25 protein-coding genes and 1 CRISPR repeat array (1 of these 26 running past the window's edge) are annotated in these 22,872 nt (G+C 50.0%); of the genes, 14 read left to right on the top strand and 11 right to left on the bottom strand.

Going from position 1 to position 22,872, the window contains the following annotated elements; translation table 11 throughout:
• Positions 1 to 48 precede the first annotated feature (48 nt).
• Positions 49 to 1,413 (top strand): CCA tRNA nucleotidyltransferase, encoded by a 1,365-nt coding sequence (gene cca / locus C7452_RS03935; RefSeq protein ID WP_115892270.1) that lies wholly within the window; start codon positions 49 to 51, stop codon positions 1,411 to 1,413.
• Positions 1,414 to 1,440: 27 nt separating this feature from the next.
• Here cca and priS read toward each other — a convergent pair whose 3' ends face one another.
• The 3 genes from priS to C7452_RS09070 are packed head-to-tail and all read right to left on the bottom strand — an operon-like array spanning position 1,441 to position 3,864.
• Positions 1,441 to 2,403, bottom strand: a complete 963-nt coding sequence (gene priS, locus C7452_RS03930; RefSeq protein ID WP_048175379.1) for a DNA primase catalytic subunit PriS — start codon at positions 2,401 to 2,403, stop codon at positions 1,441 to 1,443.
• Between the two features lie 3 nt (positions 2,404 to 2,406).
• A complete protein-coding gene (locus tag C7452_RS03925; RefSeq protein WP_115892269.1) occupies positions 2,407 to 3,711 on the bottom strand; it encodes a DNA primase in 1,305 nt (434 codons plus the stop codon).
• Between the two features lie 9 nt (positions 3,712 to 3,720).
• Positions 3,721 to 3,864: a hypothetical protein gene (locus C7452_RS09070; protein ID WP_170130281.1), complete on the bottom strand. Its 144-nt coding sequence runs from the start codon at positions 3,862 to 3,864 to the stop codon at positions 3,721 to 3,723.
• Between the two features lie 110 nt (positions 3,865 to 3,974).
• On the opposite strand from C7452_RS09070, the gene metG reads away from it, so the two are divergent.
• The 4 genes from metG (at position 3,975) to C7452_RS03905 (ending at position 9,134) form a co-directional block, all read left to right on the top strand.
• A complete protein-coding gene (gene metG / locus C7452_RS03920) occupies positions 3,975 to 5,930 on the top strand; it encodes a methionine--tRNA ligase (protein ID WP_115892268.1) in 1,956 nt (651 codons plus the stop codon).
• Between the two features lie 37 nt (positions 5,931 to 5,967).
• A complete protein-coding gene (locus tag C7452_RS03915; RefSeq protein ID WP_115892267.1) occupies positions 5,968 to 7,545 on the top strand; it encodes a DUF530 domain-containing protein in 1,578 nt (525 codons plus the stop codon).
• A gap of 4 nt (positions 7,546 to 7,549) precedes the next feature.
• Positions 7,550 to 8,014 (top strand): DUF1699 family protein, encoded by a 465-nt coding sequence (locus tag C7452_RS03910; protein WP_115892266.1) that lies wholly within the window; start codon positions 7,550 to 7,552, stop codon positions 8,012 to 8,014.
• A gap of 148 nt (positions 8,015 to 8,162) precedes the next feature.
• Positions 8,163 to 9,134 carry an MraY family glycosyltransferase gene (locus C7452_RS03905; protein WP_115892265.1) on the top strand — a complete coding sequence of 324 codons (972 nt, stop codon included), beginning with the start codon at positions 8,163 to 8,165 and terminating at the stop codon, positions 9,132 to 9,134.
• Between the two features lie 11 nt (positions 9,135 to 9,145).
• On the opposite strand, the gene C7452_RS03900 is transcribed toward C7452_RS03905, so the two are convergent.
• The 7 genes from C7452_RS03900 to C7452_RS03870 form a co-directional block, all read right to left on the bottom strand.
• Entirely contained in the window at positions 9,146 to 10,030 is an 885-nt protein-coding gene (locus tag C7452_RS03900; RefSeq protein WP_245942818.1) for a tetratricopeptide repeat protein, read from the bottom strand.
• A gap of 170 nt (positions 10,031 to 10,200) precedes the next feature.
• Positions 10,201 to 10,875, bottom strand: a complete 675-nt coding sequence (locus C7452_RS03895; RefSeq protein WP_115892263.1) for an RAD55 family ATPase — start codon at positions 10,873 to 10,875, stop codon at positions 10,201 to 10,203.
• A gap of 1 nt (position 10,876) precedes the next feature.
• Positions 10,877 to 11,578 (bottom strand): RAD55 family ATPase, encoded by a 702-nt coding sequence (locus C7452_RS03890; protein ID WP_115892262.1) that lies wholly within the window; start codon positions 11,576 to 11,578, stop codon positions 10,877 to 10,879.
• Positions 11,579 to 12,754 carry an ATPase domain-containing protein gene (locus C7452_RS03885; RefSeq protein WP_115892261.1) on the bottom strand — a complete coding sequence of 392 codons (1,176 nt, stop codon included), beginning with the start codon at positions 12,752 to 12,754 and terminating at the stop codon, positions 11,579 to 11,581.
• A 2-nt stretch (positions 12,755 to 12,756) separates the two neighbouring features.
• Positions 12,757 to 13,134, bottom strand: coding sequence for a roadblock/LC7 domain-containing protein (locus tag C7452_RS03880; RefSeq protein WP_048060853.1), 378 nt, complete (start codon positions 13,132 to 13,134; stop codon positions 12,757 to 12,759).
• Between the two features lie 148 nt (positions 13,135 to 13,282).
• Entirely contained in the window at positions 13,283 to 13,801 is a 519-nt protein-coding gene (locus tag C7452_RS03875) for a hypothetical protein (protein WP_245942817.1), read from the bottom strand.
• 12 nt (positions 13,802 to 13,813) lie between these two features.
• Entirely contained in the window at positions 13,814 to 14,251 is a 438-nt protein-coding gene (locus tag C7452_RS03870; RefSeq protein ID WP_115892260.1) for a hypothetical protein, read from the bottom strand.
• 56 nt (positions 14,252 to 14,307) lie between these two features.
• On the opposite strand from C7452_RS03870, the gene C7452_RS03865 reads away from it, so the two are divergent.
• The 6 genes from C7452_RS03865 to cobM all read left to right on the top strand — a co-directional run bounded on the left by C7452_RS03865 (position 14,308) and on the right by cobM (position 17,705).
• Complete coding sequence (locus C7452_RS03865; protein ID WP_245942816.1) at positions 14,308 to 14,751, top strand: methyl-coenzyme M reductase family protein; 444 nt, start codon at positions 14,308 to 14,310, stop codon at positions 14,749 to 14,751.
• A 92-nt stretch (positions 14,752 to 14,843) separates the two neighbouring features.
• Positions 14,844 to 15,062: a hypothetical protein gene (locus C7452_RS03860; protein ID WP_048175391.1), complete on the top strand. Its 219-nt coding sequence runs from the start codon at positions 14,844 to 14,846 to the stop codon at positions 15,060 to 15,062.
• Between the two features lie 211 nt (positions 15,063 to 15,273).
• Positions 15,274 to 15,708 carry a methyl-coenzyme M reductase family protein gene (locus C7452_RS03855; protein ID WP_115892258.1) on the top strand — a complete coding sequence of 145 codons (435 nt, stop codon included), beginning with the start codon at positions 15,274 to 15,276 and terminating at the stop codon, positions 15,706 to 15,708.
• A 70-nt stretch (positions 15,709 to 15,778) separates the two neighbouring features.
• A complete protein-coding gene (locus tag C7452_RS03850; RefSeq protein ID WP_048175393.1) occupies positions 15,779 to 16,024 on the top strand; it encodes a TIGR00304 family membrane protein in 246 nt (81 codons plus the stop codon).
• A 7-nt stretch (positions 16,025 to 16,031) separates the two neighbouring features.
• Positions 16,032 to 16,910 (top strand): DUF166 domain-containing protein, encoded by an 879-nt coding sequence (locus C7452_RS03845; protein ID WP_115892257.1) that lies wholly within the window; start codon positions 16,032 to 16,034, stop codon positions 16,908 to 16,910.
• A 60-nt stretch (positions 16,911 to 16,970) separates the two neighbouring features.
• Positions 16,971 to 17,705: a precorrin-4 C(11)-methyltransferase gene (gene cobM / locus C7452_RS03840; RefSeq protein WP_048175394.1), complete on the top strand. Its 735-nt coding sequence runs from the start codon at positions 16,971 to 16,973 to the stop codon at positions 17,703 to 17,705.
• Positions 17,706 to 17,775: 70 nt separating this feature from the next.
• Here the strand turns inward: cobM and C7452_RS03835 are convergent, their stop codons facing one another.
• On the bottom strand, positions 17,776 to 18,159 hold the full coding sequence (locus tag C7452_RS03835; protein WP_115892256.1) for a CopG family ribbon-helix-helix protein: 384 nt from the start codon (positions 18,157 to 18,159) through the stop codon (positions 17,776 to 17,778).
• Positions 18,160 to 18,275: 116 nt separating this feature from the next.
• On the opposite strand from C7452_RS03835, the gene C7452_RS03830 reads away from it, so the two are divergent.
• The 3 genes from C7452_RS03830 (at position 18,276) to C7452_RS03820 (ending at position 20,853) form a co-directional block, all read left to right on the top strand.
• Positions 18,276 to 19,163: a metal ABC transporter solute-binding protein, Zn/Mn family gene (locus C7452_RS03830; protein WP_115892255.1), complete on the top strand. Its 888-nt coding sequence runs from the start codon at positions 18,276 to 18,278 to the stop codon at positions 19,161 to 19,163.
• A 36-nt stretch (positions 19,164 to 19,199) separates the two neighbouring features.
• Entirely contained in the window at positions 19,200 to 19,952 is a 753-nt protein-coding gene (locus C7452_RS03825; RefSeq protein WP_084126138.1) for a metal ABC transporter ATP-binding protein, read from the top strand.
• A 94-nt stretch (positions 19,953 to 20,046) separates the two neighbouring features.
• Positions 20,047 to 20,853, top strand: coding sequence for a metal ABC transporter permease (locus C7452_RS03820; protein WP_048175397.1), 807 nt, complete (start codon positions 20,047 to 20,049; stop codon positions 20,851 to 20,853).
• A 171-nt stretch (positions 20,854 to 21,024) separates the two neighbouring features.
• A CRISPR array of direct repeats spans positions 21,025 to 22,872; the repeat unit is 30 nt; unit sequence ATTTCAATCCCATTTTGGTCTGATTTTAAC; it runs 1,769 nt beyond the window's last position.

The following is a 22,872-nucleotide window of genomic DNA, read 5'->3' as shown; positions in this document are numbered from 1 at the left end:
CTGCAGCAACATACTCAAAACCATAAAACCCGACGGTGATGATGATTTATGACCACAGACTACAGCAACATACTCAAAACCATAAAACCCGACGGTGATGAATACCGGAGGGTCATGGAACTATCAGATAGTCTCGTTGAGTGCCTGAATGGACTCGCAGAGGAACAGGGAATAGACGCCGAGGCCGTCCTCGTGGGTTCAGTTGCCAAGGGGACCTGGCTTTCAGGTGCTGCAGACATTGACATATTCATACACTTTCCCCTCACGACCTCCGAGGATGAGCTCAAGGAGAAGGGCCTCAGACTCGGCTATGGATGCATAGAGAGGTTCGGTGGGGAAGCCGAGGAGAGATACGCATCCCACCCCTATGTAACAGGTTACATTGACGGCTATGAGGTGGACTTTGTCCCCTGCTACCGGATAGATGATGCATCCATGCTAAGGTCGGCCGTTGATCGGACCATACTCCACACAAGGTACATACAGGAGAACCTCAGGGATGAGCAGAAGGATGATGTGCTCCTCCTTAAGCAGTTCATGAAGTCAACAGGGACCTATGGTTCAGAGTTCCGTGTTGGTGGCTTCGCAGGCTACCTTGCCGAGCTGCTGGTGCTCTGCTACGGCGACTTTGAGGGAGTCCTCGAGGGCGCCCTTCAGTGGAGACCCGGATACATAATAGACCTTGAGGGCCACGGGACAGGCAAGGGATTCGAGGATCCCCTGGTGGTGGTTGACCCTGTTGATAAAAAAAGAAACGTTGCAGCGGCCCTGACACTCCAGAGGATGGCTGAATTTGTAACCGCATCCCTGAACTTCCTGGGAAACCCGGGCCCAGAGTATTTTCAACCCCCCAGCTACTCCACAGATGCCGCTGAAATAACCGGGACCCTCAGATGCAGGGGTTCCAGGGTCATCGTCATCTCAACGGGAGTCCCGGATGTACCCTCAGATGCCCTCTACCCCCAGCTGAGGAAGACCCTTGATTCTGTGGTTAAGAACCTTGAGGCGGAGGGTTTCTCTGTCCTGGGAGCTGACTACTGGAGTGATGAGAGCAGGTCGGCATTTATGGTCCTTGAGATGGATGTATGGGAGCTCCCCTCCTACCGGAAGAGGTATGGTCCCCCTGTATGGTCCCGGCGCCACAGGGAAAGATTCCTCAGGAAGCATGAGAGGGTCTGGGTTGAGGGATCCAGGCTCACCATCGAATCCCCCAGGAGGCACAGATCCGCAGTTTCATATCTGAGGGACCTGCTTTCAAATCCGGACAGGCTGAGGATGGGTAAACACATAGGGGTGGAGATCAGGAGGGGCTTCAGTGTTGATCTCCTTGATGATTTAATCGGAGAAGCTGAAAAGGAATTTCTGGAGTTCATGGATGCATTCCTGAACCCCTGGAAGGCCCTTGAAAGATGATCCCTTAACCACCTATTATCTACTGACCTATCCCCTCTCCTCCACAAACCTTGGGACAGCGCTCTTAAGGGGGTCAAAGGTCTCGGGATTTTTAACCTCCATGCAGATCATGCTGACCTTTGAGTGCAGTGATGTTGGGAGTCTCAGTATCCTCTTGAGGTCAATGGTCACCTTGGCATCAAGCATCCTCATGTTAATCTTCGATATCCCCTTAACAAGTCTCGGGTAAACCCTGGGACCGATCACTGACCTGAACTCCCCCCACCTGTCCTCAAGGATGAGGTCCCTGTTCCTGACTGCAGTCTTAACTGTCCTCGCGGTGACATCCTCGATATCCTCATCACCCCTCAGGTGAAGAAGCACATGTCTTGCCCTCTCCGTGAATACCCTGTGATATCCCAGTGGTATGGAGAAGTGCTCCATTTCATAGGATGATACCCCATCGGTAAACTTCCTCCGCGGCTCCCTTGCACCCGCGGTGTACCTCAGTATCTCAGCCCTCACCTCCGAGCCGAGTTCCATGACCTCAGGGTCGAGGACCCTAACATGGTAGCCCCTCCCAGAGTATATGACATGGATGTCGTCCAGGCCCAGGTCCCCCCTCAGGGTGTCAACCATCATGAGGACCAGTTCCCTTGCCTCATCAAGGCATGTGGGGCATACCCCCTCACAGTCACATGACCTCACAGGAAGGTCCTTGGCATCAACATCGAATATGAGTTCGGACCGCTGCCACCCCTTCCTCTTTCCAGGTTCCCTGTAGAACGCCACCGAGGAGTAGGCTGCGAATGGGTAACGGACCCTCATGAACCTTGACAGGCTCCTCTCATCCCTGAAGGTCCTGTACCTGTCACTGGGTCCCCTTCCATTGTGGTCGAACCCGAATTCCCTCATATGGAGGTTATCAGCTATGAAGTCAGGGAGGTCCCTGACATTCCATTCCTCACGGTAGTACCTCTTCCTCTCAAGGGGTGTTGCCGGTTCGAACATGCATCATTCCTCCTTCTCCCCCCTTGATCTGAGCTTCCACCTCTTCCTGTTGTAGTAGGTCAGTGGATTGGAGATGCTGCTGCAGAGTTTATCAGGTCTGCAGAGGTCCGGGAGGTGTATTTTGATCTTCTCACAGCTCATGGGTGTGTACCATTTGCTTTCGCCCTCATTTTCCAGTTCAGGCATGTCATGGACACCGAAGCCCAGCTTTGCAGTTATGTTCAGTTTCTCCTGTGGATCGTCCTCAAAGAGGGGTGGTTCGCATCTATCAGCAGCATCATAGATCACCGGCAGGATCTCCCCCAGGGTTATCCTGAGGTCGGGGTCAAGGTCAGAGACCTTCATGGGGGTCCTGTCCCTGAAGACCGATGGGTATAGGCGTGCATAGGATATGAAGGAAGTTAGAAGGAGCACTATGGCGTCGTTCCTGTTACCGGACTTAACCCCATCCAGTGTCCCCCTTATGCATGGCGGGAAGGCCTCCGGGACAAGCTTACCGGGTCTTGCAGATTTAACAGGACCCCCTGTGAATGACATTATCCTCTCAACGGTCTCCCTTATCCTTTCTGCTGTTTCAAGTATGATGGGGTGGACCTCCACCGTTGAACTCATCTCCCTGACCCTCCCTATGTACTCCTCTGTCCTCTGCATTATCATGCGGGATATCATCGTCTCCCTGACCTCAAGACCTACGAGGATGTCGTAGAGCCTGTCAGGACTCCTGTCCCTTATAATGTCCTGGAAGCTCGTTATGAATTCGTCCCGGTCTATTATGACCCTCCCCCTGTTGAGGATGAGGTCTGTGAGCTTCAGTTTCCCTGAACCCAGGAGGTCGGCCAGCTCCGTCCACCTGAGGCCCTCTGAGCCCAGTTCATAGAGAACATCAGCTATGATATCCTCCCTTTCACTCCCGAGGACGTTGAGGCGGTCCTCCACCATGGCCCCTGCAGACTCAACCACCAGCCTCGCCTCCCTTGAGGCCTTCATGAATCCAGCACCTGCTGCCTGGGCAAGGATATAGAAGGCCAGCACATCGTACTCCTCAATCTCAGGGTTCATCAGGTAGGCGTAGTCCCTGTGGTTGAAGTCCTTCCTCTGTCTCCTGAGGTACCATTCCAGGCGTTTAACTGCAAGTTCAGCTATGCTGCCCGGGAGGAGAGAATTGTCTGCAAGGTTCTGTCCGCGTGTGCGCCTCCCTATCTCAAGGAGCTCATCCCTTGTATCGGCTATGGTGTCCAGTGATCCGTATTTCCTCACGATTTCCCTGGCATCCTCTGAGAAGGGGTTTATGAAGAGTGAAGATACCATGTTTAAATCTTATACCGGTTGACCCATAAAGGTATCGAAGTGTCCCATCACATCGAAGCGCAGTTTTGGGCATGCTGATCTGGCCTTGAGGTTGCAGTTCCCCTGAATCCAGTACCTCAGGGGCATGTTGCCCTGATTATGACCGCAAGACATGGACTCAAATAAATTTATATAGAAGTAAACCGTAAATTAAACTGGATTTAATTGCCTTAAATCGACCCGTCTTATTCTGATCTGGTTCATGATTCAAGGAGGAGTTTGAGTTGAGTAAAGTATTTATCACCTGCGCACTTCCATATGCCAACGGCCCCACGCATCTCGGTCATCTGAGGTCAACCTACATACCTGCAGACATATATGCGAGGTACCGGAGACTCAGGGGCGATGACGTCCTCTTCGTCTGCGCCACCGATGAACACGGGACTCCCATAGCCGTGAAGGCAGAGGCCGAGGGCAGGACCCCCCTGGAGGTCGCCACCCGCTACCATGAGATGATAAGGGGGGACCTTGAGAGGTGTGACATATCCTTTGACAGCTTCACCAGGACCACAGATGAGCTCCACCACGAGATAGCCCAGAAATTCTTCCTTAAACTCTACGAGAAGGGCTTCATATATGAGAAGGACATAAAACAGCTCTACTGTGGGGACTGCCAGCGATTCCTCCCGGACAGGTACGTTGAGGGCACATGCCCCTACTGTGGAAGTGAGGGCGCACGTGGAGACCACTGCGAGGGCTGCGGAAGGCACCTTGAGCCGCTCCAGCTTGAGGATCCGCGCTGCATGGTCTGCGGGTCAGAGCCAGAGGTCAGGGACTCCCGGCACTATTTCTTCCGCCTGAGCCAGTTCCAGGATGAAATCAGGGAGTGGATCGAGGGCTCAGAGATGCCATCAAATGTGAGGAACTACGCCATCCAGTGGCTCCGCGAGGGCCTGAAGGACTGGATACTCACAAGGGACATGGATTGGGGTGTCCCGGTACCCCTGGAGGGGAACGATGGTAAGATCATATACGTGTGGGGTGAGGCCTTCCTTGGCTACATCTCATCTGCAGCCGCCTGGAGCAAAAAAACCGGGAGGGACTGGAGGGAATACTGGGACTCCGGCGCCCTCCACTTCATCGGAAAGGACATAATATACCACCACGCCATATTCTGGCCAGCCCTCCTCATGGCCTATGGCTGCAGGACCCCTGAAAACATAATAGCCGGTGAATACCTCTCACTTGAGGGCCAGAAGATGTCCACCAGTAAAAACTGGGTGGTCTGGACATCAGACTTCCTTGAAAGGTTTGACAGGGACCTCCTCAGGTACTACCTCACCGTCAACGCACCACTCACCAGGGACACTGACTTCTCATGGGATGACTTCCAGAGGAGGGTCAACGATGAACTGGCCGATGTCCTCGGGAACTTCCTCCACAGGACCTTCTCATTCACGGGTAGGTTCTTTGACGGGAGGGTCCCGGCTGCATGTGAACTTACAGCTGAGGACCGTGAATTCCTTGAATCAATCAGGACCGCCCATGACACCGTCGGTGAACTCCTGGATAAATTCCAGTTCAGGGATGCCCTGATGCACATAATCAAACTTGCCAAGATGGGTAACAAGTACTTCAATGACCAGGAACCCTGGAAGGCCGTTAAGGAGTCACCCGCCAGGGCCTCAACCTGCCTCCACCTCTGCAATCTCCTGGCAGCCAACCTCGGGAAACTCCTGAGGCCCTTCATGCCATCAGCAGCAGGCAGGATACTCTCCATCATGAACCTGGAGGATGAACCCTGGGGATTCCATGAACTCGAAGAGGGACAGGTGATAGAGAGGGCGAAGCCCCTCTTCTCCAAGATACCTGATGAGGCAATTGAGGATGAGAAAGCAAAACTCATTGAGGAGGATGATGAAGTGGAAACCGTGACAATCGACGACTTCGCAAGTATGGACATAAGGGTTGGCGTGGTAAGGTCAGCCGAACGAATAGAGGGATCAGACAAACTCCTGAAGCTCATGATAGACGTGGGTGAGAGGGAGATGCAGGTTGTTGCAGGACTTGCAGAGAAATACAGCCCTGAAGACCTTGTTGAGAGGAAGGTTACAGTGCTTGTGAACCTCAAACCTGCGAAACTCTTCGGTGTGAAGTCAGAGGGCATGGTCCTTGCAACAGGAGAATCCCTCAACCTGCTCGACCCCGGGGACGCCGAAGTCGGGGAAAGGATAAGGTGAGTGGAAGGCCCTGTACCCTGTGTCTGGAGAATGATAAATGAATGAATCAGGTCTCATTGCAAGGTCAGAGAGGTTCCTTGAGAGCATAAAGGACAGGAAGGTTTCACTGGATGATTTAAAGTCCGTGGAAGGATTCATTGACCTGTACACCTACCTGAGAGGGAACCTCGAGGAACTTCAGGATCTCAAGGAGGCCATGGAGCTGAGGGGATTTAAGTATCCCTTCAGGTCAATATCAGGGTACAGCAGTCAGTACTCCCCTGAAATCGCTGAGGACGTCCATGATATTAAAAGGCACGCCCAGTACTTCCGGATGAAGGCCTCTACAAAGAAGAACCTCCTTGACAGGGTGAACTCCGCCATCTCATCTCACAGGATAGCCCTCGGAAACCTTGAGGAGTACGCCCTCCTGCGGTGCCCTGACTGCTCAAGGTCCCTCCGGCTTTCTGAGGTTGAATACCAGGACGTCCTGGATGGTGTGATGTGCCCCTGTGGCTCAGGTATGATGGAGATTGAATTCAGCGGATCTGCCATCTGCAGGCCTGAAATAATACCCCACCTCCCCCTCTCAGGTGACTACATGGTCAAGATGTCAGAGCTGAGCCTCTGGGCCAGGAAGGCCTTCAAGAAGATAATGAGGCTCTTCAAGAACGAGAAGAAGGGGGCTGTGAGATCAGCCACCCTCGTGATAAAGGTCCTTGAGGATGGGAGGTGGATAAGAAGGCGCATAACCATTGACAGTGACGATGACGACTATGAGAGGATGCTGAGGCAGAGGTACGGTCCAAACGTGAGGATAGAACTGATACAGTTCCACAGGAAGAAATCCAGCATAATAAATGATCGCTACACCAGGACTGCCCTGGCCCTGGGATACGCCGGCCTGTCACATGACATAATAATGGATATAAAGGAGAGGGTCTACACTGAGAAGCTGCGGGACTATGATGCCGTGAAGAGATACAGGAGGATACTTTTCGAGGCCAGGACCTATTCACCTGATCTGAGGCTCTCAGAGGAGGAACTGCAGGAGGTGAGGGTCCAGAAGATGCACGCTCTGCTTCATGAGGCAGGTCTCGGGGACGCCAGGGGCAGGTTGAACCGGGAACTCAGGGAGGACCTTGAGGTGATGGAGGAGGTTAAGCGGGAGCTCTTCAGGGATGTTCCCGTGAACCTCGTCCTCTGGGACGTTGCCCTCTACTACCTAGGCACATCACTGGACAGAAGGTCAAAGCACTCAGGACCCTTCCCGAACCTGCGGCCGGTCCTTGACAGGAGCCAGGTGAGGACCTTCGATGAGCTCAGCAGGGACGCTGTGGATCTGCTCAATACATGCTGGGAGGGGGGAATGGTCTACATCGATAAACTCGGGGATGTTCTCCTTAAGAAGTTTGAGATCGAGGATAAGATGAAGGGGCTGCACATGAAACCGAACCCACTCGCCTTCGGTGCCGCTGTGCTCCACATGGAGGGTGAAGCTGACATTGAAACCTGCGCTGAGATCTTCCATGTCAGTGTGGATGAGGTTGTTGAGGAGAAGAGGAACATAGAGAACCTTGGTAAACCCTCAACGGACCGTGCAAAGATGTTCCTAAATCTCATAAAAGGTGATTGATCACATGGCAGAGAAAATTCACGTGAATCAGCCGCTGACCTCAAGGAGGATAATAGAACTCCTTGAGAAGAACTCTGACCTCAAGGAGATCACCTGCCCAATAAGTATCTATCACCGGACCTCAAGAAGGTACCTTGATGCCCTTGAGGAACTTGGAGTTAATGTGAGACCTGTGAAGAGAATAGGAAGACCGCGGAAGTACACAGATAAGGATGTTAAGCTGGTTCAGAGCCTCCTGAAGGAGGGTAAAACTCCAAAGCAGATTTCCGGGATTACGAACATACCCCTCAAAACGGTATACTACCTCAAGGGTGACATCAAACTCAAGAGGGGTAAGAAGAGGAAGTATGACAGGAACACCCGTCTCAGGGTCCGTGAGATGGCCAGGAATGGTATGCCTGCAAGGAAGATCTCAAAGGACCTTGGTATACCCCTCAGAACAGTCTACTACATTCTGAAGAACGGCTGACTAAAGAGCAAATGTTACGTTAAAATGGATCACCTTATGATCCTCTGAAGAACGGCTGATGAAAACCAAAAATGTATAAACCATATGGTTTTAATGAAAAACTATAATCCGCCACATCACATGCCAGATTATGTTTATGGTGATTTCCATGGTTCTGAAACTTACCCTTGAATATTCATCTGTGCTACTCGTGTCACTGATATGCTGCATAATAGCCTTCACATCCACCTACACGGTGATGCCACGCCTCATAAATAAGCTGAAGGAGGCCAATGTTGTCGGTAATGACATACACAAAATCTCAAAGCCCATAGTGGCTGAGATGGGTGGTATCGGGATACTCTTCGGCTTCACGATAGGGATGTTCATAGGTATGTGCTGCTTCCCTGAACTCCAGTACGAGCTCATGGTGACACTCCTTGTCATACTCCTTGTCGGCGTTGTTGGAATGGTGGACGACCTTGTGAGGCTCTCGTCACGTGAAAAACTCTTCCTGCTCTTCCTTGCGGGTCTTCCCATAATCTGGGTTGCCCCTCCGAAGGTCGGGATACTCTACATGATCATGATGCCGGTAGCCGTTTCAATAGCTTCAAACCTGACCAACATGCTGGCGGGGCTGAATGGTATCGAATCAGGGCTCGGTTCAATTGCAATGACAGCCCTCACAGCCTCATGTATAATAATGGGCAAGTATGATGTCTCAATAATAACCATGGCCATGCTGGGGGCCCTCCTGGCATTCCTCATGTACAACAGGTACCCCTCAAGGGTGTTCCCTGGTGATGTTGGAACACTGATAATAGGTGCCTGCATAGCATCGGTTGCATTCATAGGGAGGGTTAAGATAATAGCCCTCATAGTCCTTCTGCCGAACATCATAGATGGGATTCTGAAATTCTACAGTGCCGGTGTCGTTGAGAGGCACAGACACAGGCCCACAGAAATTGCAGAGGATGGTAAACTCATAGCACCCCCGGAGGGCTTCAACTCACTTATAAGGTGGATACTGAGAAGGCCGATGACCGAGAAGAAGGTCGTCATGATAGTGTGGTCCATAGGGATGTTCTTCGGGTTCCTTGGAGTCCTCCTGGCATTTATACTTCCACTTGACCCCTTCTAACATCAGGGCCACTAAAAACTGTATAATGTGTTCAGAAGTTCAAGGGTAACTGACTCCAGTTCCTTCTCATCGAGCTTCTGGAGTATCTCAACTGCGGCCCTGAAACTGGATGCAACACCATCAGCATTATTCCCTATGAAGTCAAGGGTTCCAAGGAGTACCAGGGTTACTGCAAGGCCAAGCTCATTATTTGTTTTCCTGAAGAGCGCCTCAGCCTTTTTAAGGTATCTCCGGGACTCATCAAAGTCCTCATTTTTAAGGGAATAAAGGCCAAGGACTAGCTGGAGTGATGCCTCAGTGGATGTGTCACCTATATCCCTGGCAATCTGGTAGGCCTCCCTTATCTGTGAGATTGAGTCCTCATAGGAACCTGACTCATAGAGTGTTAGGGACTGGACACTGTCAACCAGCCTGTTAAGCAGGGGTTCAATGACCTCAAGGTCAACCTCCGGCATCCCGGATTCGGACTCCTCCTGGAGCCTGTTGATGCTGGCTATATCCATGGCCTCCCTGATCTTTTCAACCTCCTTGATCTTCTCCCTTAGATCTGCCCTTAGAGGTGAGTTAACTGATGTGTAGATTCTGAGGGCCTCCATGAAGTATTCCATGGCGGTCTTAACCTTTCTATCACTGAGGTAGACATCACCCATGGAGTCAAGGGCAAAGGCCATGAGTTCCTCGTCATTCATTTCAGAGGCCACCCTGTAGGCCCTTTCAAGGTAATCAAGGGCCTCGCGGGTATCACCCTCCTCGGCGTAGAATCCTGCTATCCTTACAAGGGTGTCAAATTCTTCCTCCAGAAGATCCTCAAGTTTTCGAAGATACTTCTCAAGTGATTCGCCCTCATCTTCACCCCTGAGAAAATCAAAGATTCCCAGAACAGCAAATATCATCATCATAGCCCCGGAGATTTATATAATAGTATTATTTCGGTCCAGATTTAAATACCTATTTCCCGGCGGATGTAATAGCCAGTCCAGATTTAAATACTCCCCGGGAGACAGAAAACCCCGGTATTTCCTGATATGGGTGATTATAAAGATGGGTTCAGTTGCCCTTCATGTGATCAGCCCACTGTAATGCCCTGATCCGTTATCCTGTAGGGTGCCTCCATCCTTTCACCATCCATTACAGCGGATATCACGGATCCATCCATCTGGATGTGCACATCAAAGAGGCCGGGTATCTCCTCCTCTATATCCTCATCAGCAACACCCTCTGTGTATGTCACAAGTGCGATGCCGCCCGCGTCCCTCACACGGTCATTGTAGGCCTTCAGGACCCTCAGAACAAGTTTTGGGGGGTTGAATGCCAGTAGAATGGATGCTGAGTCAAACACAGATACCATGGTGCCCTCCTCCTGGTAGAGGCTCCTCGTCGATATCCCCACCTTCACCATGAGGTCAGTTGTGTTCTGGAGGGCTGAGTACCTCACGTTTCCAGAGTCCTGGGGTTTACCACCTGCAAGACCTGTCGGGAGGTCTATCACATGAAGTTTATCTGCGAGGGACTGGATGAACCAGTTGAAGGCCATGGTGTTCCTCTGAAGATCCCTGTAACCGTATTCAGCCGCTATGAAAAGGCAGGGGTTCCCTCTCTGGAGTGCCCGGTAGGTGAACTCTGTTGCAAGTACTGTCTTACCAACCTTGGGGGGGCCTGTTAACAGCATCAGGTGCCCTGGCTCAAGTTCGCCGAGAACAGCGTCAAGACCCACTATACCTGTGCTGTAGTTTTCGCTCATGTTATCCCTCGTGGACCACCTTAATGCCTGAATCGTCTATGGTGTAGGGGGCGCTGACCCTGCCTGTTCCCACCATCGCCTCAACTGTAAGTTCGGATCCATCGAGGTGTATTATGTTATCAACAACAGCCTTGAGCATGGTCTCCACCTTCGGATCAGCCGAACCCTCGGTGTAGGTCACCACAGCTGTTCCACCGGCTTCCTTGATCCTCATTATGTAGGCTGTAAGAACACGGACTATTAGCATCTCATCATTGAAGGCCATGAGGGTTGTGAGGGAGTCAAGGACCGACCTGAACATGCTGTAACGGTTCGTGATGTTCCTTATGGCAACCCCGAGCTTCACCATAATATCTGTGGGGTTGTGGACCGATGAGGAGAAGTATGTGCTGCCCTCATCAGCTGAAGGACCTGATATGCTGGATATGGCGTCTATCACATAGAGGAGTTCCTTCTCCATGTATGATTCAGGGTCCATGCCAAGTACAGCCATATTCCTTTTCAGGTCGGATAATCCGTAATCTGCAGATATGTAGAGGCACGGTTCATCCATCTCAGCCCCGCCGGCTGCAAACCCGTAGGCGAATATTGATTTACCTACCTTCGGTGGACCGTAAACCATGGTAACCGTGTTCTCAGGTATTGAAGCGCCCCCCATGAGTTCATCGAGGCCCCTTATCCCGGAAGGAATTCTGACAATCATTCAACCACCATATAGAAGTCCTAGGAGAGTGTCGAGGGCCTCCCTTACACCCCACCCCTCTGTCACCGAGGCGGGTACTATGGGGACGTCCTCTCCGAGTTTCATCCTCGCCCTTATCTCCTCAGGTGAAAGGGCTCCCGGAAGGTCCTGCTTGTTTGCAACAACGACCTTGGGTATGGCTTCGGCCCTTGTCTTCCTTATCATCTCCTTGGCCCTTGCGAAGCTCTCTGGTGCAGTTGAATCAATGAGTATGAATGCGCCCACAGCCTCCCTTGAGAGTACGTCAAGTATCATGTCAAATCTCTCCTGGCCCGGGGTCCCGAAGATATCCGCCATGAAGCCCTTATATTCAAGGTGGCCTATGTCCATTGCAATGGTTGTGGGAAATGCCGAGAGGGCCTTCCTGTCCACCGAGACCGACTTCGTGGCTATTGCCCTGACGAAGCTTGATTTCCCGGAGTTGTAGGGGCCTGTTACAAGTATCTTCGGTACATAGACCTTAACGCCTCCTGGCTGGACAACAAAGAAGAGTACCATGGTTGATGGGGGCTCTGACCACGCTGAATTGGCCACCATGAAGCCCTGCCCGATGATGACCCTCTCCTCGATGGTCCTGAGATTCACGACACAGTCCATGCTCTCCCTGAGGTTATCAATGAGTTCAGGTTCATAGTCCCACTCAGTGAAGAGGTAGACGAGGTTCACATCCAGTTCAGAGGCCTTCCTGTTCCAGGCTTCAACTATCTCAAGGGTGTCACCGTTGCCAAGGTAGTCTATAATGACTGAGAGATTGTTTATTATCCCAACACCGCCAGGTATATCATTTATGGCGTTAAGAACAACATCCTTTATCTCAGAGTAGTCATTAACAGTATAACGCTGATCTGATGGCATCCCGAGGAATGGTGAGCTACCATCTACAAAGAAAAGGTTCCCATTTTCAATATGTGACTCTATATCCCAGCCATAGGATCTGAATTCATATATTATACTCTCAGGTTCCTCAACATTTGTGAATATGAAACCGCTGGTCCCCTCATCCAGGCGGCCGTTTAGCATCTGGTAACCGAATGCCTCATAGTCAACACCCGGGGATGCTGAGAACATGATGGAGGCTCCCTCCTTCACCCCGCCGCCCAGAAGGTCGTCGAGCTTCGGAATGTATGTCTTATGCATGTTCACATCTCCCTGAGGATTTCATCCACCTGTGCTGCACGTGAATCCATCTCAAATAGCAGAAGCCCGAGCTGGGCCTCTGGTTCTGCCAGGGCCGTGAATATGGCCTTCTCCCCTGCAGGTTTGAGTATGATTATCCCCTTCTCGGTCCTCACGGTTATCTCAGAAACAGTTCCTGTGTTCATCTGACCTGAAGCTGCCTCTGCAGCACCCATTATCGTTGAACAGAGGGCTGAGAATATCCTTGCATCAACATCCGGAGGTGTCCTTGCATTTATGAGCAGCCCCTCCTTTGAAACAATACCCGCAGCCCTTATCTGACCCACCTGCATAAAGGCAGATAGAACATCATCCAGCTTTTCCTTCTTTGTCTTGGTCATCAATACACCCCAGTAACCCTGTGACCGGTTATCATAAGCCGCAACCCCGGTGAGGAGTATTACAGATTAATTATGTTACTGGCCACTTATATCCCTTTAGATTTGTCCTCTCAGTTACTGACCACTTATATCCTATTCAGTCATCTCACTACACCCAGATGGCCTCTGATGTTGTGAACACATAGTGATCTGAAAAGGCAGGGTTATGGTAGGTGTTTGTGAGGTTCTCTGTGCCGAAGGTCCTTGAAATGGATCTCCTGATGCAGAAGTTAACACGGTCAGAGATGGACTCCCTCAGTGATGGTTTCATGGGTGGACCCGATAGCCAGGCCCTTAAACGGAATTTTCTCCTCCCATAGGTGCTGCTGTAGCCATCTTCAATCAGTTCAACCCTCACAACCCTCACACTGGATGGTTCAAGGAGTTCCGGCTTCAGGGACTGGTACTCATCAAAGGTGACACCCGGGTACACAGCGATGGTGTCGGTGAAGGCACCCTCAGATGCCCCGGTCCTTGCAGCTGAGTGTGCCTCCAGCAGTTCAAGCTGTAACTGTATCTGTCCTGCGAATATCAGTGCCAGGAGCAGTGAGAAGCCGGCCAGCATCATATACTCTGCTGCAGCCTGACCCCTGCCGGACCCCGGATCATTAAATATGAAAGTATGCACCTGGCACCCTCCTCAGCTCGCTCCTGAGACCATGATAACCGTCCGGTTATTCCGGGGCGTGTTCCTGATGGAGTACCTCCCACCGGGTTCAAGGTAAACCAGGGTCCTGCCATAACCATCAGCAACAAGCACCGGGTAAATGCTGGAGAAGGCCCTCTGGCCGTCTGCCCAGCCATAGACCCCGCTTGAGTTGACCAGCACCCTGTAGTCATCAGTGTGGTTGAGGCGCTCTGGCAGTTCCACCACCACCTCATGACCCGGTCCGCCTGCAGTGGCAAGGTTAACGGCCTCTGCCACATCGTCCAGGAGTATCCTCATCTCAAGGAGCCTCTCATCTGAGTAAACACCTTCAAGCCTTGCACCGGCAATCGATACCATCACGGATGCCAGCAGGAGTGTGAAGAAGAGCCAGGTTACTGTATCTGCTGTCACAACACCTTCTGAATCCATGGAAATTATTAATAAGTTTTATTATATAAATATTACTAACGCTGGTGTATTATAGGTTGATCTACATAGAGTGTAACATGTACTCCCTCGTGGTCTTCACTGGAGGCCCCCACAACTTCCATGAACTTGAGGAGTTCATTGAGGATGCAGGCGGTATCATAATACAGAGGGACACATTCAGTGTCCACCGCGGTCAGTATTTCCTGAGGAACGAGGTCAGGGTTCTCTGCATAATTCCCCGCTGCGATGAGGATGCCCTCACTGAAACAGCCCGCAGAATAAAGGGTGAGGTGGAGGGTCTTGATGCCGATGATGAAACCAGAGATATGATTGAGTCCCTCATGGGGGTCTATGACCAGCTTGCAGGTGAAGCATCCTGGACAGCTGAAGATGAAATTGGAGTGGATGGGGGACTTCTCCATGAGATGGTGGAGATGGAGCTTCTGGAGGTAAGAAGCAGGAACGGGGTGAACGAGTACCGTCTTTCAGTACAGAAATGAACTGACTAAAACAGGCTAACCAGGAAGATGAAGTGCCCCTCCATGAACCTTATCCAGAGGATTCACCATACCCTTATAGTGGAGGACTTGAAATGACAGATGAAATAAAACAGCTCGTGATAGGTATAAGCAGGGAAGGAGAAATAATTGTAAGGAGCAACCGGGGCCGTATATACCCTGTTAAGGTGTCGGATGACCTTGATTTCAGCTGTGAGGACCTCTTCAGGAACCCTGATATGGAACTCTACGCCACCATCAACACCGAAACCCAGCCCTGGGAATGCGTATCCCTGGAATACGTTAAGCCATGATTCTAACCCCATAAATTTAATTCTTTTTTTATTTTGCACATGATATCCTGCTATTCTCATCTTCAGATCCCTGATTTAATCTCCTTACCTGATACCTGTCGCCTGTGCCGCGGAATTGGTGATGCATAAACAGATAGGCCCCCGGAACTGCAGCACACAAGTCAAGATCATAGGAAAAATTTAAATAAAAGTATGAACAACTCATGGATCCATGTACAGCATAATAGTATTCTGTGGAGGGTATTACAGGTTCGATGAGTTCAGGGAGTACATTGAAGACATTGGTGGTCTTGTGATCCGCAGAGACAGTTTAACAATTAGAAGAGGAATATTTTTCCTCAGAAATGAGCTGAGAGCCCTCTGCGTAGTTCCTGAAGATGAAGTGGAGAACGTCACCCGTGAGGCCTCAAGGATAAAGGGTGAAATTGAGATACCCGTGGTTGCGGCGGATGCAGGGGAGAGAATACTATCCTGCTTCAGGATACACCATATGCTTGCAGGGAGTGACTGGAAATCCGCTGATGAAATAGAAAGCCTCACAGGAATCCCTGCTGATGGAATCCTCGATACGATGGTTGAAATGGAACTGCTCGAAAGAAGACATGAAGGAGAATATGAATACCGGATTCCAGTCACTGAAGACTGATAGGTTGAAAGGTGGGTGAACACATCAGCAATAAATACAACCTCCCACAGATAATGCTGTGGAGGATAAGATGAGAGGAGAAGTCTTCATAACAGCCGGAGTAATTCTGATAGTAGCGGGTATACTTTTAACCTTCATCGGAGGGGCCATAACAGCTGGCTCCCAGTCAAAGGATAAGGGTGAGGTGAAGACCGCCGGCGTTGTCATGATAGGCCCCATACCCATAATCTTTGGAAGCGACAGGAACATGGCAATAACCGGCGTGGTCCTGGCACTGATCCTCATGGTCGTGGCCTATCTCCTCTTCTACAGGTAGAGGTATCATGATGAGGATCATAATGGTAACCGCAGGGAATTACGGTGCCAGGGTGGTCAACACCATGGCAGTTCACGGCCTCGCCCCGCAGATTGTGGCCGTCTTCGACTACACAGGGGAGGGCGGGGATTTCCTCGATGACCCATCATCCCTCCTACCGTCCAGGACCCCTGATGCAGATCTAACAGTTGCAGCTGGACTTGGGGGTGACCTGAACCTTGTTGCAGCTGAGATAGCAGCTGAATCAGGGTCAGGAGGTATCATAGTGGAATCACATGCCCCCGGCCAGCTACCTGATGGTCTGAGATCAGAGATAGACTCCCTGGTGGATTGTGCGATCTTTCCCACACCCTTCTGTTCCCTTGAACCCGTCGGGGACCCACACATCGATGCCTTCGCATCCAGGTTCGGTAAACCTGAAGTTGAAATGGAGGGAAATGAGAGGGTGGTGTCGGTGAAGGTTAAAAGAAGCGCACCCTGTGGCTCCACCTTCTATGTCGCAGAGAACATAAGGGGGGTCCCCCTGGATGAGGTGGACGTGGCTGCAGGAGAGAAATTCCACAACTACCCCTGCCTGGCATCCATGGAGGTGGATCCACGCTTCGGGGATACACATCTGCATGTGGCAGGTTACCTCACAAGGGAGGCCTTCAAGAGGGCCGCGGGGGTGCCGGGTGCCCATGCAGAGGTTGATCCGGAGGTCTGCAGGGGAGCTGAATGCGGATTCATATGCATGGATGTCTGCCCCCTCGTGAGGTTATCCATGGGGACGATAAGGAGGGGTGTGACTGCAGAGGTTGACCCATTCTCCTGCGGTGCCTGTGAGAAGTGCATGAGGGAATGCCCCTCAGGGGCCAAAAAAATGATGGGCCCTGGAAAAAGATAATCAGGAGATGATAATCTGAGTGGAAAGGGAACTCCAGATAAAACAGGAAGTGTCATATTCATGGGGGCAGGGCCAGGCGACCCTGAACTCATAACACTGAAGGCTGTGCGCGCCCTCAGAAGGGCTGATGTTGTAATATACGCAGGTTCACTTGTAAACAGGGATATACTTGAATATGCGCCTGAAGATGCGGAGGTCCACAACAGCGCACACATGGACCTGGAGGAGATAACAGATATAATGGTGGAGGCCTGCAGGGCCGGTAAGACCGTTGCAAGGGTTCACACCGGTGACCCCTCAATCTACGGGGCCATAAAGGAACAGATAAGGGTTCTTGAAAAAAACAGCATACCCTACACCATCATACCTGGTGTGAGTTCTGTCTTTGCAGCTGCAGCCGCACTGAACACTGAGCTGACCCTCCCTGAGGTCTCCCAGACTGTCATAATCACAAGGCCCGCTGGAAGGACACCGGTACCTCCAGGTGAGGATCTTGAGGAGCTTGCAGTCCACGGGTCAACCATGTGCATCTTCCTGGGTGTTCATATGATAGGGGATGTTGCAGAAAAACTCATGACCCACTACCCGCCGGATACTCCCGTGGCCGTTGTGAAGAGGGCATCCTGGCCGGATGAGGAGGTTGTGAGGGGTACACTCTCTGATATAGCTGAAAGGGTGAGGGCTGCGGGTATAAGCAAGACAGCCATGATCATTGTAGGAAGGGTGCTTGAACCAGGAGACTTCAAAGCATCGAAGCTCTATGATGCCGGATTCAGCCATGAATACCGGCCCTGAAATCTCCCTTTAGATCAGAAGTTGAAGGCCTTATATGCTCAAAAAAGCTGAATAATCCGGACAGATCACATCAGAAGGTAACAAGCTTTATGTGTTTCATTTTACCGCAGGCAAGGAATCTCTCTGCAAGTTCCCTGACCCTTACGGATTCACCCTCAATTATGAAGAGCTCGAGGCAGTTCCCATCCTTGAGGTGGCTGTGGAGCTGGGTGCCTATTATATCCTCATAGTCGTGCTTTATTTTAGTGACCAGATCCTCCACCCTCCTCGGGTGGATGAGGAATAGCACAGCATTTATTTCACCATTAAATTCACGTAGATTCCTTTTCTCATCTATAAGCATCCTTGCAGCTACCCTTATTACGTCTGACCTCCCTGAAAATCCCAGCTCATCCCTCAGGGCGTCTATCTCCTCCAGGAGCTTTTCACTGAGTGAAACACTGACAACCACCATGGAAGATCCTATCTTAATAAATGTTTATATATTTTATGTTAAAATTTATTAAATTTTATCGTCTATATTAACAATTATTATATGGTGGCGTGGACATAACTTAACAGGGTGGTTGGATGGAGAGGTGGAAGCCAGGTCTAATCGCAGTTATAACCGTCGTCTCGGTGGCCGCCATGTACCTCATAACCTCCACAACATCACCCTGGAGCAGTGGAGATAACATCACAGTCGCTGTGACCATAATGCCCCAGAAGGAATTCGTGGAGGCCATCGCCGGTGACCGTGCAGAGGTGGTTGTACTCGTACCTGAGGGGGCCGACCCACACACCTATGAGCCAGAACCCGAAACCCTCAGGAAGGTTTCAGAGGCCAGGGCCTACTTCATAGTGGGATCAGGAATCGAGTTCGAAAACCACTACCTCAACAAGATAATGAGCATGAACCCCCGGATGAGGATAATAAACACCTCACGGGGTATAGAATTAATCCCAAACCAGGGAGAAAACCATCATGCAGCCGAAAGCCCCTATGACCCCCACGTATGGACATCCCCCAGGAACGCCATGATAATGGTTAACAACACCCTGAGGGGCCTGCAGGAAATCGACCCCCCTGGCAGCAGATACTACCAGGAAAACGCAGGCCTCTACACTGAAAAGCTCAGGGGCCTCGACTTCAGGATCAGGAAGGCCCTTGAAAAGAGGAGAGGAGAGAGCATCCTTGTTTACCATCCCGCATGGGGTTACTTCTGCAGGGACTACGGATTAAAACAGGTGGCGATTGAGAGAGAGGGGAAGGAACCGGGACCAGGAACACTCTCCATGATAATCCAGGAGGCCAGAAAAGGTGGTGTGAGTGTCATACTGGTATCACCCCAGTTCAGCAGAAAGAACGCCGAGCTGATTGCCAGTGAGATAGACGCAGAGGTCGTTGTGGTGGATCCCCTCGGTGGAAACTACATGAAAAACATTGAGGCGATAGCAGAGGCCCTCAGGAGGGAATGAGATGTTCACATGGGGCAAAGGGCTTAACTGGAGGAGATGAAGGTGTTCGCCATTGAAATGGAGGATCTGAGCTACTGTATCAATGGCAGGGAGATACTCAGGAACATAAACTTCAGGGTACCAGTGGGTGAACTACTTGCAGTTATCGGACCAAACGGTGGCGGTAAAACAACCCTCCTCAAACTCGTAACAGGACAGATCAAACCAAGCAGAGGGAGAGTCAGGGTTCTTGGAATGAAGCCAGAGGAGGCGAGGTCAAGGATTGGCTACCTCCCCCAGAGGAGCCACTTTGAAACCGACTTCCCCATCGACGTCCTCCAGACGGTTCTGATTGGAACCTACAGGAGATTCGAGGCACCCACAGATGATGACAGAAAAAAGGCCCTCAGGGCCCTTGAAATGGTCGGAATGCTGGAATACAGGGACCGGAAGATAGGCGAACTCTCAGGCGGGGAACTCCAGAGGGTATTCCTTGCAAGGGCCCTCGTAAGGGAACCGGACCTCCTGCTGCTTGATGAACCAACAGCAAGCGTAGACCCTGCATTCAGGGGTTCGTTCTACAGGATAATCGATGAGCTGAGGGGTGAAATGACCATAGTTATAGTGTCCCATGACATAGGAACCGTGGCCCGGCATGTGGACAGTGTTGCCTGCCTCAACCACCGGCTTTTCGTGCATGGAACCGTTGAGGAGGCCCTTAAATGCATTGATGATGCTTACGGATGTCCCGTGGAGTTACTTGCACATGGAATACCCCATAGAGTTCTTGAAGAACATCCAGATGAATAATCCCCGGCATCTGTGAGTACAATGAGAAGATGACAACATCAGCTGAATCACAGATACTGAATCCTTATGACGTGAACGATCCAATAAAGGAGTGATGGGCTTGCTGGAGTTGCTGCAGTACCAGTTCATGAGGAACGCGGCCGTCGCAGCCATACTTGTAAGTATAGCCTGCGGTACAGTTGGGAGCTACGTTGTAACAAAGAGGATAGTGTCAATAAGCGGCGGCATATCCCATGCAGCCTTTGGTGGCGTGGGCCTCGGCTACCTCCTCGGGGTGAACCCGGTCACATCAGCCATACCCTTCACGGTGGCTGCAGCCCTTACGATGGGTGCAGTGACACGGAGGACCCGTATAAGTGAGGACACTGCAATAGGGGTGCTCTGGTCCGCAGGGATGGCCCTGGGTATACTGTTCATAAACCTCAGCCCGGGCTATGCACCGGACCTCTTCAGCTACCTCTTCGGTAACATACTCATGGTAGATAACGGGGACCTCTGGACCATGCTGGTGCTTGACCTCATCATAATATCAAGTGCCCTCCTGTTCAACAGGGAGTTCGTTGCCATCTGCTTTGATGAGGAGTACGCCGAGGTTCTGGGTGTCCCTGTCGACGCCTTCTACCTGTACCTCCTTGTCCTTGTTGCCATAAGCGTTGTGGTTCTCATAAAGGCCGCCGGGATAATACTTGTGATGGCCCTCCTAACGATCCCTGCAGCACTTGCAAAGGATTTCAGTTCAGATATGGCTGATATAATGGTTAAGGCATCGGCTATAGGTATAATCACGGCCCTTGCAGGCCTCTGGATCTCATATATATTCAACGTATCTTCAGGTGCAGTTATAGTGCTGGTCCTCACAGCCCTCTTTGGTGCTGTTCAGCTCATAAAAAGACGTTTTTGATTACATGAACTGATCGGCCTTAAGGGGATGATCATCTAAGACCTCTTTTTTTCTTGATGTATTCAATCATCATACCCATTATGCAAGAAATAATTAAGACGTAAGCTATGATAAACAGGAAAGCAACTAAAATTTCTAACATTCAACCCACCTATGATCAAATACTCAATAACTTCAATCTCATTTTGGTCTGATTTTAACCATCATAGGAGGACTATACCACCTCAAAACACCCAAATTTCAATCCCATTTTGGTCTGATTTTAACCATCATAGGAGGACTATACCACCTCAAAACACCCAAATTTCAATCCCATTTTGGTCTGATTTTAACGGATTACTGGTTCAGGACTCCGTTCCTGCCAGAAGGATTTCAATCCCATTTTGGTCTGATTTTAACGCATTGGTGGAAATAATAGAAAATTATATATATGAATTTCAATCCCATTTTGGTCTGATTTTAACCAAAGGTATCATGATGAGCTACATCAGTACTTTTTAGTGATTTCAATCCCATTTTGGTCTGATTTTAACAAAGAAAAAAGTCTTGTAGTGTATGAGCACTACTATAAATTTCAATCCCATTTTGGTCTGATTTTAACTAGAGGTGATCGAAGTGGTGGAGAATAAACAGAAAATATTTCAATCCCATTTTGGTCTGATTTTAACGGTACCGTGAATTAGCGGCTGCTGCGGCCGCTATGGGATTTCAATCCCATTTTGGTCTGATTTTAACAAAGCTTCTAAAAATCTGGATTGAGTAGGTGATGAAAAATTTCAATCCCATTTTGGTCTGATTTTAACCCTATCCGGGGCGTGGCATAGCCTGGCACCATACCAATTTCAATCCCATTTTGGTCTGATTTTAACCTGGCACCTTTAAACGCACCACAATACGTTTACAATTTCAATCCCATTTTGGTCTGATTTTAACAAAAGGCTATTATTCCGTTTTGGATAAGTGTAAGTATAATTTCAATCCCATTTTGGTCTGATTTTAACATCTCCGCCTAAAAAATCATATTCTACCTCTATGCCGTATTTCAATCCCATTTTGGTCTGATTTTAACCAGTTATTCCAGGGTGACTTCCAGGGTGACTTCCAATTTCAATCCCATTTTGGTCTGATTTTAACGGAAGAACTACGGGGGGTCTGGGAGTGAAATCCCATTTCAATCCCATTTTGGTCTGATTTTAACTTTTATCCCCATATATTCAGATTCTTCTATCCTTATATTTCAATCCCATTTTGGTCTGATTTTAACTATATCTCCGACATACCCACGGACGAATATGATCCGATTTCAATCCCATTTTGGTCTGATTTTAACAAAAGAACAGAAATATGTCAGTAACGTTGTACATAAAATTTCAATCCCATTTTGGTCTGATTTTAACGCGGCGATAACGAGACGTGCGGCCTACATATCCATGTATTTCAATCCCATTTTGGTCTGATTTTAACCCTTGTGTTTCCCTTGTCATTCTCCCTCCCCCCTATAATTTCAATCCCATTTTGGTCTGATTTTAACCCCCGTCGTGGCGGATAACTTCCAGGACGCCTCAATATTTCAATCCCATTTTGGTCTGATTTTAACCGACGATCGAGGCTTGTGGCCTCCTGGGGAGCATCACATTTCAATCCCATTTTGGTCTGATTTTAACGGATTGATATCCTCCCCTGCCTGTCAGGTTTTGCTGATTTCAATCCCATTTTGGTCTGATTTTAACCGGCGTGGCACAAAGTAGCCGACGTAATCGACCGCTAATTTCAATCCCATTTTGGTCTGATTTTAACTCAGGAATCGGTAAGATTGAATGGGATACTGACTATGACATTTCAATCCCATTTTGGTCTGATTTTAACTCCCAATTCTGGGACGATATGGCCGCTATTTCATTTCAATCCCATTTTGGTCTGATTTTAACCCATACCTAACCGCCATACCTAACCGAGATCCATTTCAATCCCATTTTGGTCTGATTTTAACCGAAAAGAGTTTCTCAAAAGAGTTATCTA

It is taken from the genome of Methanothermobacter defluvii, assembly GCF_003385755.1.
Lineage (GTDB): Archaea > Methanobacteriota > Methanobacteria > Methanobacteriales > Methanothermobacteraceae > Methanothermobacter > Methanothermobacter thermautotrophicus.
The sequence above is the reverse complement of the archived record's forward strand: the minus strand, read 5'-3'. Positions and strand labels throughout refer to the sequence as shown.

Bases quoted from the DNA above. Each gene is read 5' to 3' on its own strand.
- C7452_RS03825 (WP_084126138.1), top strand. From the start codon at position 19,200: ATGAAGGTGTTCGCCATTGAAATGGAGGATCTGAGCTACTGTATCAAT.
- C7452_RS03855 (WP_115892258.1), top strand. From the start codon at position 15,274: ATGTACAGCATAATAGTATTCTGTGGAGGGTATTACAGGTTCGATGAG.
- C7452_RS03890 (WP_115892262.1), bottom strand. From the start codon at position 11,578: ATGATTGTCAGAATTCCTTCCGGGATAAGGGGCCTCGATGAACTCATG.
- C7452_RS03925 (WP_115892269.1), bottom strand. From the start codon at position 3,711: ATGGTATCTTCACTCTTCATAAACCCCTTCTCAGAGGATGCCAGGGAA.
- C7452_RS03835 (WP_115892256.1), bottom strand. From the start codon at position 18,159: ATGGTGGTTGTCAGTGTTTCACTCAGTGAAAAGCTCCTGGAGGAGATA.
- C7452_RS03910 (WP_115892266.1), top strand. From the start codon at position 7,550: ATGGCAGAGAAAATTCACGTGAATCAGCCGCTGACCTCAAGGAGGATA.
- C7452_RS03895 (WP_115892263.1), bottom strand. From the start codon at position 10,875: ATGAGCGAAAACTACAGCACAGGTATAGTGGGTCTTGACGCTGTTCTC.
- C7452_RS03905 (WP_115892265.1), top strand. From the start codon at position 8,163: ATGGTTCTGAAACTTACCCTTGAATATTCATCTGTGCTACTCGTGTCA.
- C7452_RS09070 (WP_170130281.1), bottom strand. From the start codon at position 3,864: ATGTCTTGCGGTCATAATCAGGGCAACATGCCCCTGAGGTACTGGATT.
- C7452_RS03850 (WP_048175393.1), top strand. From the start codon at position 15,779: ATGAGAGGAGAAGTCTTCATAACAGCCGGAGTAATTCTGATAGTAGCG.
- C7452_RS03885 (WP_115892261.1), bottom strand. From the start codon at position 12,754: ATGCATAAGACATACATTCCGAAGCTCGACGACCTTCTGGGCGGCGGG.
- C7452_RS03860 (WP_048175391.1), top strand. From the start codon at position 14,844: ATGACAGATGAAATAAAACAGCTCGTGATAGGTATAAGCAGGGAAGGA.
- priS (WP_048175379.1), bottom strand. From the start codon at position 2,403: ATGTTCGAACCGGCAACACCCCTTGAGAGGAAGAGGTACTACCGTGAG.
- C7452_RS03870 (WP_115892260.1), bottom strand. From the start codon at position 14,251: ATGGATTCAGAAGGTGTTGTGACAGCAGATACAGTAACCTGGCTCTTC.
- cca (WP_115892270.1), top strand. From the start codon at position 49: ATGACCACAGACTACAGCAACATACTCAAAACCATAAAACCCGACGGT.
- C7452_RS03820 (WP_048175397.1), top strand. From the start codon at position 20,047: ATGGGCTTGCTGGAGTTGCTGCAGTACCAGTTCATGAGGAACGCGGCC.
- cobM (WP_048175394.1), top strand. From the start codon at position 16,971: ATGGGGGCAGGGCCAGGCGACCCTGAACTCATAACACTGAAGGCTGTG.
- C7452_RS03830 (WP_115892255.1), top strand. From the start codon at position 18,276: ATGGAGAGGTGGAAGCCAGGTCTAATCGCAGTTATAACCGTCGTCTCG.
- C7452_RS03900 (WP_245942818.1), bottom strand. From the start codon at position 10,030: ATGATGATATTTGCTGTTCTGGGAATCTTTGATTTTCTCAGGGGTGAA.
- C7452_RS03915 (WP_115892267.1), top strand. From the start codon at position 5,968: ATGAATGAATCAGGTCTCATTGCAAGGTCAGAGAGGTTCCTTGAGAGC.
- C7452_RS03880 (WP_048060853.1), bottom strand. From the start codon at position 13,134: ATGACCAAGACAAAGAAGGAAAAGCTGGATGATGTTCTATCTGCCTTT.
- C7452_RS03845 (WP_115892257.1), top strand. From the start codon at position 16,032: ATGATGAGGATCATAATGGTAACCGCAGGGAATTACGGTGCCAGGGTG.